The organism is Aeromonas sp. Y311-2, from assembly GCF_027706025.1.
GTDB lineage: Bacteria > Pseudomonadota > Gammaproteobacteria > Enterobacterales > Aeromonadaceae > Aeromonas > Aeromonas veronii.
In genome coordinates this window covers 52,106-65,144 of sequence record NZ_JAPDCL010000017.1, presented here as the reverse complement: position 1 = coordinate 65,144, position 13,039 = coordinate 52,106, and the positions used below count along the sequence as shown (strand labels likewise).

11 protein-coding genes are annotated in these 13,039 nt (G+C 60.2%); 2 read left to right on the top strand and 9 right to left on the bottom strand.

From position 1 onward, the window contains the following. Positions 1 to 175: 175 nt before the first annotated feature. On the bottom strand, positions 176 to 1,192 hold the full coding sequence (locus OKC42_RS15795; protein ID WP_270820218.1) for a zinc-binding alcohol dehydrogenase family protein: 1,017 nt from the start codon (positions 1,190 to 1,192) through the stop codon (positions 176 to 178). A gap of 100 nt (positions 1,193 to 1,292) precedes the next feature. Between OKC42_RS15795 and OKC42_RS15790 the strand changes: the two genes are divergently transcribed. Next, a complete protein-coding gene (locus OKC42_RS15790) occupies positions 1,293 to 2,165 on the top strand; it encodes a LysR family transcriptional regulator (protein ID WP_270820217.1) in 873 nt (290 codons plus the stop codon). A 1-nt stretch (position 2,166) separates the two neighbouring features. On the opposite strand, the gene OKC42_RS15785 is transcribed toward OKC42_RS15790, so the two are convergent. The 7 genes from OKC42_RS15785 to acs all read right to left on the bottom strand — a co-directional run bounded on the left by OKC42_RS15785 (position 2,167) and on the right by acs (position 10,057). Then, positions 2,167 to 3,594, bottom strand: coding sequence for a PTS transporter subunit EIIC (locus OKC42_RS15785; RefSeq protein WP_270820215.1), 1,428 nt, complete (start codon positions 3,592 to 3,594; stop codon positions 2,167 to 2,169). A gap of 89 nt (positions 3,595 to 3,683) precedes the next feature. After that, positions 3,684 to 5,141, bottom strand: coding sequence for a sodium/pantothenate symporter (gene panF / locus OKC42_RS15780; RefSeq protein ID WP_058059446.1), 1,458 nt, complete (start codon positions 5,139 to 5,141; stop codon positions 3,684 to 3,686). Continuing rightward, positions 5,131 to 5,394 (bottom strand): YhdT family protein, encoded by a 264-nt coding sequence (locus tag OKC42_RS15775; protein ID WP_005349483.1) that lies wholly within the window; start codon positions 5,392 to 5,394, stop codon positions 5,131 to 5,133. Before OKC42_RS15775 ends, panF begins: the two co-directional genes overlap by 11 nt. Before the next feature lie 127 nt (positions 5,395 to 5,521). Then, on the bottom strand, positions 5,522 to 6,862 hold the full coding sequence (gene accC / locus OKC42_RS15770) for an acetyl-CoA carboxylase biotin carboxylase subunit (RefSeq protein WP_005338910.1): 1,341 nt from the start codon (positions 6,860 to 6,862) through the stop codon (positions 5,522 to 5,524). 15 nt (positions 6,863 to 6,877) lie between these two features. Continuing rightward, the gene (gene accB, locus OKC42_RS15765; protein WP_005338908.1) at positions 6,878 to 7,336 is read right to left on the bottom strand and encodes an acetyl-CoA carboxylase biotin carboxyl carrier protein; all 459 of its coding nucleotides are present in this window, start codon (positions 7,334 to 7,336) and stop codon (positions 6,878 to 6,880) included. Positions 7,337 to 7,372: 36 nt separating this feature from the next. Then, positions 7,373 to 7,822, bottom strand: coding sequence for a type II 3-dehydroquinate dehydratase (gene aroQ, locus OKC42_RS15760; protein WP_005338907.1), 450 nt, complete (start codon positions 7,820 to 7,822; stop codon positions 7,373 to 7,375). A gap of 288 nt (positions 7,823 to 8,110) precedes the next feature. Then, complete coding sequence (acs, locus tag OKC42_RS15755; protein WP_005358416.1) at positions 8,111 to 10,057, bottom strand: acetate--CoA ligase; 1,947 nt, start codon at positions 10,055 to 10,057, stop codon at positions 8,111 to 8,113. 167 nt (positions 10,058 to 10,224) lie between these two features. Between acs and OKC42_RS15750 the strand changes: the two genes are divergently transcribed. After that, positions 10,225 to 10,506 (top strand): hypothetical protein, encoded by a 282-nt coding sequence (locus OKC42_RS15750; RefSeq protein ID WP_225315392.1) that lies wholly within the window; start codon positions 10,225 to 10,227, stop codon positions 10,504 to 10,506. Positions 10,507 to 10,566: 60 nt separating this feature from the next. Here OKC42_RS15750 and OKC42_RS15745 read toward each other — a convergent pair whose 3' ends face one another. After that, the gene (locus tag OKC42_RS15745; RefSeq protein ID WP_439829869.1) at positions 10,567 to 13,008 is read right to left on the bottom strand and encodes a sensor domain-containing protein; all 2,442 of its coding nucleotides are present in this window, start codon (positions 13,006 to 13,008) and stop codon (positions 10,567 to 10,569) included. Positions 13,009 to 13,039: the final 31 nt, after the last annotated feature.

The window sequence follows — 13,039 nt, the reverse complement described above, 5'->3', positions numbered from 1 at the left end:
ATGTGTGTGATTGTTACCCCAATGTTCAGGTATTCAGGCCATTTCTCGCGAAATGGCCTCTTTTTTGGCTGATTGTCGGACGTTGGCCTACCACAGGCAGTCATGAGTGCCGCTGGTTGTGCCCGTTTGGGGCATCTCCTTGGTGAACTTATCCCATCATGGTGCGTTTGAGGGCTTAGTTGGCAAAGTCGCTCATGTCGATCACCAGCTTGCCAACCATACGGCCCGCTTCCACCTCGGCATGGGCCTGAGCCAGCGTGATCGGGGTCAGCGACGGGATGGTTCTGGTCAGGGTGGTCTGCAGTACTCCTTCATCGACCAGTGCCGCCACCCGGCCGAGCAGGCGGTGCTGCTCGATCATGTCCGGCGTCTGGAACAGGGAGCGGGTGAACATGAACTCCTGGCTGAAGGTGACGCTCTTGCTCTTGAGCAGAGAGAGATCCCACGGCTCGCTCGATTCGGCGATGGTGCAGATATGGCCAAACGGGCGGATCAGCCCTGCCATGGTGGCCCAGTGCTCGGCGGTGGCGTTGGTGCAGAAGATGGCATCGACCTGAGTGATGCCAAGGGCGGTCAGCTCCTCCTGCAACTTGTGGTGGTTCACAACCTGATGGGCGCCCATCTCGAGGCACCACTCGCGGCTCTCGGGGCGGGAGGCGGTAGCAATCACCTCCATGTCGGTGAGCTGGCGAGCCAGCTGGATGGCGATGGAGCCCACGCCACCGGCGCCGCCGATGATCAGCAGTTTGCCACGGCTTTCGCGGGTAAGAGCGAAGCGTTCGAACAGGGTCTCCCAGGCGGTGATGGCGGTGAGCGGCAGGGCTGCGGCCTCCACATCGCTCAAGCTGGTGGGGGCGATGGCGGCGATGCGCTCATTCACCAGTTGCAGGGCGCTGTTGCTGCCCGGACGGCTGATATCGCCGGCATACCAGACCCGGTCGCCCGCCTTGAACAGGGTGACTTCGCTGCCAGTGGCGACCACTTCCCCCACCGCATCCCAGCCCAGTACCCGGGGCGAGCTTTCAATTTTGGCCTTGGGGGAGCGCACCTTGGTATCCACCGGATTGACGGAGGTGGCGGTGACCCGCACCAGCAGATCCCGCGGACCCGGAACCGGATCGGGCAGGTTGGCTGCGATGAAGCAGTCGGGGTGGTCGCTTGGCAGATAGTGAGTCAGGGCAATGGCTTTCATGGTTTTTCCTTTCAAATCGCTGTGTTCGGGATTGCCACTCACTCTAGTCTGGTTGATTATCAAGATTAAGATGGGTAATCGGTAAAGACTGTTTGAATATATGAACAATGTCGATCTGGAGTTGATGGGACTGTTTGCCACCGTGGTGGAGCAGGGGAGCTTTACCCGGGCCGCCGAGCTGCTTGGGATGCCCAAGTCATCGGTGAGCCAGAAGATCTCGCGGCTCGAATCCCAGCTCGGGGTGCGGCTGTTGCAGCGCACCACCCGCAGGTTGAGCCTGACGCCACAGGGTGAACTCTATGTGGAGCACTGTCAGGGGCTGCTGGCACTGGCCCGCAGTGCCAATCTGGCGATGGCACGGCTGCGCTCTGCCCCGGCGGGGCGGGTGCGGATCACTGCCCCCGAGGCGACCGGCACCCTGCTGCTTGGCCGGATCCTGGCCGAGTTTCGTGCGCTTTACCCCGAGGTGGTACTGGAGCTGACCCTGAGCGATGAGCAGCTTGATCTGGTGGGCGAGGGTTACGATCTGGCGCTGCGGGCGGCGCCGCTGAAAGACTCCAGCCTGATCTGCCGGCGTATCGGTCAGGTGCCGCGCCATCTGGTGGCGGCCCCCGCCTATCTGGCGGCCCACGGCATGCCGCAGCAATTGAGCGATCTGGGACGATACGCCTGTCTGGTGCACTCGGCGCTGCCGCTCTGGCCGCTGCAGGAGGGAGGCTGGCGGCCGCAGGGCGCCTGCATCAGCAACAGCCTGTTGGCGCTGCGGGAGTTGGCGATCAACGAAGGGGGGATTGCCTTGCTGCCCCATCATGTCTGCGAGGGGGATCTGGCGAGTGGCCGATTGCAGAAGGTGCTGCCGGAGCTCGCCGTGCCGCCCAACCCCTTCTATCTCATCTATCCGAGCCGGGAGCATCTCGCTCCCGCCTTGCGAACCCTGATGGACTTTGTGGCCGAACGGCTGCCGTTTGCCTGAACTACCAGCTGCTCTGGCTGGCCGACTCCTGATTGGGCTTGAGGCCGAGCGGCACCGACTGGCGCTCTGCCAGCATGCGGATCTGCCCCTCGATAAGCCCTGCGCTGGGGCCCAGCACCAGTACCAGCTGGTGGTCGTTGAGCACGATCCAGGAGAGGCAGCCCAGCTCCAGCAGACGGGATTGATCGACCCGGCTGATGTCGCGCACTCGCAGGCTGAGACGGGTCAGGCAGACGCTCATCGCCTGCAGGTTGTCCATCCCGCCAAGCACCTTGAGGTACTGGATCGCCAGCATCTGCGGGTCGGTGGGCACCACGCTCGCAAGGCGCGGGTGCTCCTTGGCGATGGGCTTGCTCGGCATGCTGAGGGGGGCGCGCTCAAGCAGCTGATAAAAGAGCAGGGTGTAGGCGACGAAGAACAGGATACCGACCGGAATGATCCAGAAGCTGTGCTCTCCCGCCTGATAGCTCAATACCAGATCCAGCAGGCCGGCGGAGAAGTAGCTGCCCACCTTGATACCGAGCGCGCTGCAAACGGCGAGCGAGAGCCCCGTCATCAGGGCGTGAGCCAGAAACAGCCAGGGGGCGGTGAAGGCGAACAGAAATTCGATGGGCTCGGTGATCCCCACCAGCGCCGAGGTGAGCGCCAGGGTGAGCAGCAGCCCGCCCTGTGGCAGCCGCTGCATCCGCTGGCGGTGCAGCCAGATCGCAAAACAGGCGCCCGGCAGGCCGAACATGATGATGGGGTAGAGACCGGCCACATACCCTTCATGAAGGGGCTGGGCGGTGGCCAGCGCCTGCAGGTTGCTCTCGCCAAGGCCGATGACGCTGCCCAATACCTGATGGAGCCCGAGCGGGATCAGCAGTCGGTTGAGAGTACCGTAGCAGAAGGCGCCAAACGGCGTGGTGAGCAGCTCGGAGGTGAGCAGGGTCAGCCCGCGCTCCAGCGGTGGCCACAGCAGCGAGAGGGGGATGGCGATCAGCAGGCAGGCCAAGGCCGACACCAGCAGGCTGGGAAACTCCCCCCTGGCGATCTGCAGCCAGCGGGGTAGCGTTTGCTGGTGAACCCAGGGATAGATAATGGCGGTGGTGAGTCCCGCCAGCAGGCCGCAGATCATGTCGGCGTGCAGGTTGGGGGCCAGCGTATTGAAGGCGGTGCTGAGCAGCAGGAAGTTGACCGCACCCGCCAGCGTCTGTCCGCCCAGCTCCTGCTGACTCAGGCCAAAGGCGATCGCCACCGCATAGATAAGCGGCATCTGGCTGAAGATCGCCTGACCGGTGAGGGAGAGCACCGCCAAATCGAGCACGTCGGGTTGCCCAAGCCGGTATATCAGCGCCGCCATCGGCAGGATGGAGACGGGCAGCAGCAGGGCATAACCGAGCCGCTGCAGGGCTTGAGTAACGACTTGTCGAGTGGCTTTAACGGGCATACAGCGGCTACGTTCTGTGACTTGGCGCACAGTTTAACCGGAAAACACCTATTTGGGGATAGTTTTGGAACCCCTAATTTATATTTTTATTATTTCTGCCCGAAAAGCTCGCGCACTTCCCGCGAGGGCGGTGCCGTCAGCAGGCTGACCGTGATAAAGACCACCAGCGCCAGCGTGAGGCTTGGCACGATGGCGTGCAGGCCAGCCAGCTTGATCCCCCACTGACTCAGTACCCCATAACTGACGATGCCGCTGACCATGCTGGCCAGTGCGCCCGGGCCGTTGGCCCGCGACCAGTAGAGGCCGAGCACCAGTGGCCAGAGGAACACCGCCTGCAGACCGCCAAAGGCGAGCAGGTTGAGCCAGATGATCATCTCGGGGGGCTGCAACGCCGCCAGCAGCACCAGGGTGCCCAAGATCAGGGTGCAGAGCAGGGAGAGGCGGGGGATGCGCACCTCCAGCTTCTCCTGCTTTGGACTCAGATAGTTGAGGTAGAGATCCTTCACCAGAGTGGCGGAAGCCTGGATCAGCTGGGAGTCGATAGTGGACATGATGGCCGCCATCGGCGCAGCCAGAAAGACCCCGGCCAGCCAGGGGGGCAGCACTTCCATCATCAGGGAGGGCATGATCTTGTCCGGGCTGTCCATGCCTGGCAGGATGGCGCGGCCAAGTGCGCCCGCCAGATGCATGCCGAACATCAGCAGGGCGCTGACCACGGTGCCGATCAGAATGCCGCGATGGAGCGCCTTGCTGTCGCGATAGCCAAAGCAGCGCAACGCCGAGTGGGGCAGCCCCACCACCCCGACACAGACCAGGATCCAGAAGCTCAGCATAAAGGGCTGGGTCAGCATGTCGCCAGCCCCTTGCGGGCTTACCAGCTTGGGATCGATCTCCCTGAGCTGGTGGATAAGGTTCGGCAGCCCGTCACCGGCAATCAGAATTCCTGCCAGCAGGGCGCCGGTGCCGATCAGCATGATGATCCCCTGCAGGGCATCGGTCATCACCACGGCGCGGAAGCCGCCGATGATGGTGTAGAGCAGTACGCAGCTGGCAAACAGCATCAACCCCTGCTGGTAGGAGAGGCCGGTGGCGGTCTCCAGCAGGCGGGCGCCGCCGATAAACTGCACCACCATGGTCGCGATAAAGGCGAGGATGATAGTAACGGAGCCGAGGATCACCACCGCCTTGCTCTGATAGCGGGCCCACAGCATGTCGTTGATGGTCACCGCATTGACCCGGCGGGCGATGATGGCGAACTTCTTGCCAAGCACCCCCAGGGTGAGCCAGACGGTGGGCAGCTGGATCATCGCCAGCAACACCCAGCCCAGACCGATCTTGTAGGCCGCGCCCGGCCCACCGATAAAGGAGGAGGCCGAGGTGTAGGTGGCAACCAGCGTCATCGCCAGCACCAGCCCGCCCATGCTGCGGTTGCCGATGAAGTACTCCTGCACGAAGTTGCCTTCTGCGCGATGGCGGCTGGCCCAGAAACCCACCCCCAGCACCAGCACCAGATAGATGACGAGCGGCAGCATCAACTCAAGATTCATGGGATGACTCCTTGCCGGAAGGGGAGTGGGTATCGAGGGGGATCTCCACAAACAGCCGGTTCACCATCAGGGCGCAGAGCAGAATGAACAGCAGCGGCATCACCATGCAGCTGAGCAGGAACCACAACGGCAGACCCCACAACTCCAGCTGGAGCGGGATAAAATAGGCGGTGCCATACCAGGCAAAGAAGTAGAACAGGGTCAGCAGCAGGCAGAAAGCTGCTTCCCGGCGGGCGAGAGCAAAACGGTTCACCTTGGCCTCCGACAAATTTGAGGGGCGCAAGGATAACAAAAAAGGGCCATGTCGCCATGGCCCTTTTTCAGCAGAGGCTCCTTGCGGAGCAGACTTCCATCGGAAGTCCGGTCTCTATCAGCGATCCTTACAGACCCAACTTCTTGTGCAGATAGTGGATATTGGTGCCACCGTGCTGGAAGTTTTCGTCTTTCATGATCTCTTTTTGCAACGGTACGTTGGTCTTGATCCCTTCCACCACCAGCTCGTCCAGCGCATGGCGCATGCGGGCGATGGCAATGTCACGATTCTCGCCGTAGCAGATCAGCTTGCCGATCATCGAATCGTAGTGGGGCGGTACCTTGTAACCGGCATAGATGTGGGAGTCCCAACGCACGCCCAGACCACCCGGCGCATGGAAGCGCTGAACCAGACCCGGCGAGGGCATGAAGGTGGCCGGATCTTCGGCGTTGATCCGGCACTCGATGGCATGGCCACGGATGCGGATATCCTGCTGGGTGATCGACAGGGGCTGGCCGGCGGCGATGCGCAGCTGCTCCTTGATCAGATCGATACCAGTAACCATCTCGGTGACCGGATGCTCAACCTGGATACGGGTGTTCATTTCGATGAAATAGAACTCGCCGTTTTCGTACAGGAACTCGAAAGTACCCGCACCGCGGTAGCCGATCTCGATACAGGCACGCACACAGCGCTCACCGATGAACTTGCGCATTTCGGCGGTGATGCCGGGTGCCGGCGCCTCTTCCACCACTTTCTGGTGGCGACGCTGCATGGAGCAGTCACGCTCGCCCAGATAGAGGGCGTTGCCCTGGCCGTCTGCCAACACCTGAATTTCGATGTGGCGCGGGTTTTCCAGGTACTTCTCCATGTAGACCATGTCGTTCTTGAAGAACTGGCCTGCTTCGGATTTGGTCAGGGCAATGGCGCCCGCCAGTTCCGCTTCATTGCGCACCACGCGCATACCGCGACCACCACCGCCACCGGCGGCCTTGATGATCACCGGATAGCCGATGCGCTTGGCAATGGCGGCGTTGTGCTTGGCGTCGTTGTCGACGGGGCCGTCAGAGCCCGGTACACACGGTACGCCCGCTTTCTTCATCGCTTCGATGGCAGAGACCTTGTCACCCATCAGGCGAATGGTCTCGGCGCGCGGGCCGATGAAGATGAAGCCGGATTTTTCGACCACTTCGGCGAAATCGGCGTTCTCGGAGAGAAAGCCGTAACCCGGGTGGATGGCCACTGCACCGGTTACCTCGGCGGCGGCGATGATGGCCGGGACGTTGAGGTAGGATTCAGTACTGGCCGGTCTGCCGATACAGATGGATTCGTCGGCCAGCAGCACATGCTTGAGCTCCCGGTCGGCGGTGGAGTGAACGGCCACTGTCTTGATCCCGAGCTCTTTACAGGCGCGCAGGATCCGCAGGGCAATTTCACCGCGGTTGGCGATGACTACTTTGTCCAACATGGGTGGCGATTTCCCTTATTCGATGATGAACAGCGGCTCGTCAAATTCGACGGCCTGACCATTTTCAACCAGGATCGCTTTGATCACACCGGCCTTGTCAGACTCGATTTGGTTCATCATTTTCATGGCTTCGACGATGCACAGGGTGTCGCCGACATTGACTTGCTGACCCACTTCCGCGAACGGCTTGGCATCCGGGCTGGAGGAGCGGTAGAAGGAGCCAACCATCGGGGAGCGCATCAGGTGACCGCTCGGGGCGGCATCTGCGGCCGGTGCGGCGGCAACCGGGGCGGCAGCGGCAGGTGCGGCAACCGGAGCAGCTTGCTGCATCATCATCTGCGGCATGGCGGTGGTCACCTGACCGGAGAAGTTGCGGCTGATGCGAACGGACTCTTCACCTTCGGAGATCTCCAGTTCGGCGATGCCGGACTCTTCAACCAGTTCAATCAGCTTCTTGATTTTGCGGATATCCATTAGCATTCTCTTTCTTCTTTATCTGATCAGTGATTATCAAGCCGCGCGCAGATGGTGCACGGCCGCGGTTAAAGCGAATTGGTAGCCATCGGCCCCCAGACCACAAATGACCCCTTTTGCGACATCAGACAGATAGGAGTGATGACGGAACGGCTCCCTGGCATGGACGTTTGACAGGTGAACCTCGATAAAAGGGATGGCGACACCCAGCAGCGCATCGCGAATGGCGACGCTGGTGTGGGTGAAGGCGGCCGGATTGATGATGATAAAATCCACCTGGCCCATGGCCTGATGGATGCGGCCGACCAACTCATGTTCGGCATTGGATTGCAGATGTTCCAGAGTGACACCGAGTTCGCTGGCGTTAAGCTTCAGATCGGCGACGATCTCATCAAGCGTCTTGCTGCCGTAGATACCCGGTTCCCGTTTGCCCAGCAGATTCAGGTTTGGTCCGTTGAGCAGGAGAATGCGGTGATTTTGCGACATATTGAGTACATCCTCGATGATAATGCTGCTATCTATCAGCTATCTTGTGGACTACCAGAAATCTAGCCATTTTCTGCGCAAATCGGTGTGCCCTGGCACACAGATTTCGCAATTATATTGATTTCGTGAAAATTAGCAGCATTTTACTGGTCTAATCTCTACATCTGGCTATTTATTACACGTTTTGGTCGGCAAGGCTCCGTAGCTACCGCCTTGCTGTTTGCTGGCAGATGAGAAACGACAAAGCCGGCACAGGGCCGGCTTTATTGAGCAACAAACGAAGCGGGATCAGGCAGCTTCCGACTTCTCGCGAATGAGTTTGTCTACCACCCCCGGATCCGCCAGGGTGGAGATATCTCCCAGGCTGTCGGTCTCGCCGGTGGCGATCTTGCGCAAGATGCGGCGCATGATCTTGCCGGAACGGGTCTTCGGCAGCCCCTCTGCCCAGTGAATGACATCTGGCGTGGCGATGGCGCCAATCTCCTTGCGGACCCACTCCTTCACCTCTTTGTGCAGCTCGCGGCTCGGCTCTTCCCCGGCGATCAGGGTAACATAGGCATAGATACCCTGACCCTTGATCTCGTGAGGAACCCCCACCACCGCGGCTTCAGCGATCTTGGGATGGGCCACCAGCGCCGATTCAATTTCGGCGGTACCCATGCGGTGGCCGGAGACGTTCAGTACATCATCCACCCGACCGGTGATCCAGTAGTAGCCGTCCTCGTCGCGACGGGCACCGTCGCCGGTGAAGTAGCGGCCCGGGAAGGTGGAGAAGTAGGTCTGCTCGAACCGCTCATGATCGCCGAATACGGTGCGCATCTGACCCGGCCAGGAGTCAGTGATCACCAGATTGCCCTCGGTGGCGCCCTCGAGCGGCTCGCCCATGTTGTCGACCAGCGCCGGTTGCACCCCGAAGAAGGGACGAGTTGCCGAGCCCGGTTTCAGGTCGGTGACGCCGGGCAGCGGCGTAATCAGGATGCCGCCTGTCTCGGTTTGCCACCAGGTATCGACAATGGGGCAGCGCTCATCGCCAATGGTGCGGTAGTACCACTCCCAAGCTTCCGGGTTGATGGGCTCACCCACCGAACCCATGATGCGCAGGCTCTGGCGCGACGTGCCGGTGACCGCTTCGTTGCCTTTGGCCATCAGGGCGCGGATGGCAGTGGGGGCGGTATAGAGAATGGTGACCTGGTGCTTGTCCACCACCTGACTCATGCGGTTGGTGGCCGGGTAGTTGGGCACCCCTTCGAACATGATGGTGGTGGCACCGTTGGCAAGCGGCCCGTAGACCAGATAGGAGTGGCCGGTGACCCAGCCCACATCGGCGGTACACCAGTAGATATCCTCTTCGTGGTAGTCGAACACATATTTGAAGGTGAGGGTGGCATAGACCAGATAGCCGCCAGTGGTGTGCAGCACCCCCTTGGGTTTGCCGGTGGAGCCGGAGGTATAGAGGATAAAGAGCGGATCTTCGGCGTTCATCGCCTCGGGCGGGCAGTCGCTGCTGACGGCGGCGGTCGCTTCATGCCACCAGATGTCGCGGTGATTGTGCCAGGCGACATTGCCGCCGGTGCGCTTGAGCACGATCACCTTGTTGACCTGGGTTTCCGGGTTGGTGAGCGCTTCATCCACATTCTTCTTGAGCGGCACCGGACGGCCACCACGCAGCCCCTCGTCGGCGGTGATGACGATGCGCGAGCCCGAGTCGATGATGCGGCCAGCCAGCGCTTCTGGCGAGAAGCCGCCGAATACGATGCTGTGTACTGCGCCGATGCGGGTACAGGCCAGCATGGCGATGGCGGCTTCGGGCACCATCGGCATATAGAGGCAGACCACGTCGCCGCGGTGAACCCCTTGTGCTTTCAATACGTTGGCAAACTTGCACACTTCGCTGTGCAGTTCGCGGTAAGTGAGTTTACGATCTTCGGCGGGGTTGTCCCCTTCCCAGATGATGGCGACCTTGTCACCCCGTTCGGCGAGATGGCGATCGAGACAGTTGGCAGAGACGTTGAGCTGGCCATCTTCAAACCACTTGATGGAGACATGGCCCGGATCGTAGGAGGTGTTCTTGACCTTGCTATAGGGTTTCATCCAGTCGAGAATTTTTCCCTGCTCTCCCCAGAAGGTATCGGGATCCTCGACGGAGGCCTGATACATGGCGGCGTAGTCGCCCTTGTCTAGCAGTGCATTGCTGCTGATGTGGGGTTTGACCGGGTAGACCTTGCTCTCGCTCATCACTCACTCCTTTGAATACATACTTTTAATAATTAAGTAACAACTTATACCTTTGGCTGATGGGGGCAATTAGACTTTTGGATAGGCGGCAACAGTTGGTTACAGGACAAAGAGTGACAATTAATCGGCGAGTGGGTAAAAGGGGGCGTGTCGATTAATTGGAGGTCATGATGTTTTCTCTGTTGCTCTGTGCATCCCTCTGGCAGTTTGATGCGCCAGTGCCCGCTGGCGAACCTCCGAAAGAGTTTGCGATCACCCATCAGGAGGCCTCACCTGCGCTGCGGGATCGGGTGGCTGATCAGCTTGGTCATGCATGGCAGGCCAAAGAGCCCGGTACCAGACTCACCTTCAGCGAGCCAGCTCCCCGTTATGCTGGCGAATCACCGCTGACGCGCATGCTCAATGATCGTGATGATGGTTGGGAATCCCGCTTGCAGATCGAGTGGTAATCCGGTCGGCAGCCAGGAGGCGGATGCCTCCCGGCTGGTGATGATGATTGCCTGCCGCTATCAGACGTAGCGTTGATGCAGGCGATCTCCCATATGTTCGACATGCAGTGGTTTGCTGAACAGATAACCCTGTCCTTCGCCGCAGTTGAGTGACTGCAAAAAGGCATGTTGTGCCTTGGTTTCAATCCCTTCGGCGGTGACCTCCATATCCAGACTGTCGGCCAGATTGATGATGGTGCGGCAGAGCTCCCGACTGTTCTTGTCTTCCGGTAATGCCTGCACAAACGCCCGGTCGATCTTGATGCGATCGATCGGCAGGGTCTTGAGCAGACTCAGTGACGAGAAGCCGGTACCAAAGTCATCGATGGCAATCTGAACGCCGAGATTTTTCAGGCGGGTAAAGAGATCCAGACTCTGTTCGACCCGCTGGATGATGCTCTCAGTCACCTCGATCTCGAGCCGTTCTGGCGGAAATCCGGTCTCTGCCAGAATAGCGGCGACCCGTTCAATATAGCCCGGGGAGCGCATCTCCCGCACCGAGACGTTGACTGACAAGCGGGGCACCGGCAGTCCGGCGGCCAGCCAGTTTTGTCCCTGCTCGCAGGCGTTGCGCATCACCCACTCCCCAATTTTCTCGATCAGGCCGCACTCCTCCGCCACCGGAATAAAACGGGTCGGCGCTATCATCCCCTCATTGGGATGCTGCCAGCGCAGCAGGGCTTCCAGTCCGCTCAGGTGGCCGTTGGCCAGATTGGTCATGGGTTGATAGAAGATGCAGAGCTGTTCGAGCTCCAGGGCCTTGAGCAGACCCTGCTCAATCTGCATCCGCTCGCGGGCTCGAGCCGCCATGCAGGGGGTATAGAACTGGAATCCGTTGCGCCCCTGACTTTTCGCCTCGTACATGGCGCTGTCGGCGGCGCTGACCAGGGTTTCCGGGCTGTCTGCATGATCCGGATAGATGGCAATACCGATACTTGCCGAGATCGCCACCAGCTCATGGGCCAGCTCAACCGGTTCACGCAACACGGTCAGCAGGGTATTGGCCAGGGTTGCCAGCTCGTCAGGCTCCTCCAGATAGGGGATCAGCACCAGAAACTCGTCTCCCCCGAGGCGGGTCGCCAGATCGTTGTGTTGCAGGCAGCCGCGGATCCGCTCTGCCAGCCGCTTGAGCAACTCATCGCCAACTCCGTGGCCCAGGCTGTCGTTGATCAGCTTGAAGCCATCCAGATCGATAAAAAGCAGCCCCAACCGTTTGCGATTGAGCTGCGCGGTTTTCAGCTCAAGGGCCAGCCGCTCCTGCAACAGATGACGATTGCCCAGCTCGGTCAGGGGATCGTGATAGGCAAGGTGATTCAGCTCGGCCTCCACCTTGCGAATGGCGCTGATGTCGGAGAGGGCGATCACATAGTGAGTAGTGTTGTTGAAGTTGTCATAGACAGCGCTGATCTGCTGCCAGGAGGAGAAGTAGCTGCCATCCTTGCGCAGACAAACCATCTCGCCATGCCAGGCGTTGTTGCCGGGGCGCAGGTGATACCAGGGATAGTCGAGGTCGGTGTAGCGCCTGGGATGCATGATGATATCCGGGGTGCGGCCTATCACCTCCTCGGCATTGTATTGGGTCAGCATGGTGAAGGCCGGGTTGACAGACAGAATATGGTGCTCGCTGTCGAGGATGATGATCCCCTCGGCAGTGGTATCGAATACCACGTTGGCCTGATGGAGTCGCTCCTCCTGACGGCGGCGGGCGGTGGCATTGTGAATGACCCCCATGACCCGGTGGCCGACCGACTCGGTGGCGGGGACATGGTCGGCATGAATATCGACCCAGTGGCGCTCGTTGAGAGTGGTGAGGTAGCTCAGGGTGAGATGGATGGGGTCATGACTTTGCAGGGCGGCCTTGAGCTGGCTGCCGGATTCCGGTTCAAAACAGTCGACGAACGCTTGCAGCCCGCCGTGGAACTGGTTGGCCTCGATGCCCAGCAGCGGCTCAATCTGGCCGTCGAACAGTAATCTGTCCTCCGCAACGTGCCATTCCCACACCCCGATTTGGGCCGCTCGCATTGCCAGCTGCAGCCGTTGTTCGGTTTCGTACTGCTCGGTGATGTCCCGTACGATGGCGAGGATGCCGTTCAGCTCCCCCTTCTCATCACGCATCGGGCTGTAGGTGGCCTGAAAACGGCGGGAGCTGCTGTCGTACGCCGCGGTTTGGCCCGTGATGGCGATATCCACGTAGGGCATGCCGCTTCGCATGATCTGCTGAAACATGGGCTCCAGAGTCGGTGCCAGCTTGGGAACCACCTCTCTGAGGTGCTTGCCCTGATGCTCCTCGATGCTCTTGCCATTGATGTCGGCCAGCACCTGATTGACTTTACGGTAGCGAAATTCACAGTCAAAGACGCCGATGCCCAGAGGGGCATTATCCATCAGCTGTTCCAGGACGGTGTGATCTGACAGCTGGGTCAACATTGCCTCGGTGTCGGCGTTGAAAAGCTTCCCATCCATGATGACCTCGGCATTGATTGTTTTATCATTT

What these genes read in the sequence shown, in the direction of transcription:
- OKC42_RS15795 (WP_270820218.1), bottom strand. Translation starts at nt 1,192, where the DNA reads ATGAAAGCCATTGCCCTGACTCACTATCTGCCAAGCGACCACCCCGAC.
- OKC42_RS15790 (WP_270820217.1), top strand. Translation starts at nt 1,293, where the DNA reads ATGAACAATGTCGATCTGGAGTTGATGGGACTGTTTGCCACCGTGGTG.
- OKC42_RS15785 (WP_270820215.1), bottom strand. Translation starts at nt 3,594, where the DNA reads ATGCCCGTTAAAGCCACTCGACAAGTCGTTACTCAAGCCCTGCAGCGG.
- panF (WP_058059446.1), bottom strand. Translation starts at nt 5,141, where the DNA reads ATGAATCTTGAGTTGATGCTGCCGCTCGTCATCTATCTGGTGCTGGTG.
- accC (WP_005338910.1), bottom strand. Translation starts at nt 6,862, where the DNA reads ATGTTGGACAAAGTAGTCATCGCCAACCGCGGTGAAATTGCCCTGCGG.
- accB (WP_005338908.1), bottom strand. Translation starts at nt 7,336, where the DNA reads ATGGATATCCGCAAAATCAAGAAGCTGATTGAACTGGTTGAAGAGTCC.
- aroQ (WP_005338907.1), bottom strand. Translation starts at nt 7,822, where the DNA reads ATGTCGCAAAATCACCGCATTCTCCTGCTCAACGGACCAAACCTGAAT.
- acs (WP_005358416.1), bottom strand. Translation starts at nt 10,057, where the DNA reads ATGAGCGAGAGCAAGGTCTACCCGGTCAAACCCCACATCAGCAGCAAT.
- OKC42_RS15750 (WP_225315392.1), top strand. Translation starts at nt 10,225, where the DNA reads ATGATGTTTTCTCTGTTGCTCTGTGCATCCCTCTGGCAGTTTGATGCG.
- OKC42_RS15745 (WP_439829869.1), bottom strand. Translation starts at nt 13,008, where the DNA reads ATGGATGGGAAGCTTTTCAACGCCGACACCGAGGCAATGTTGACCCAG.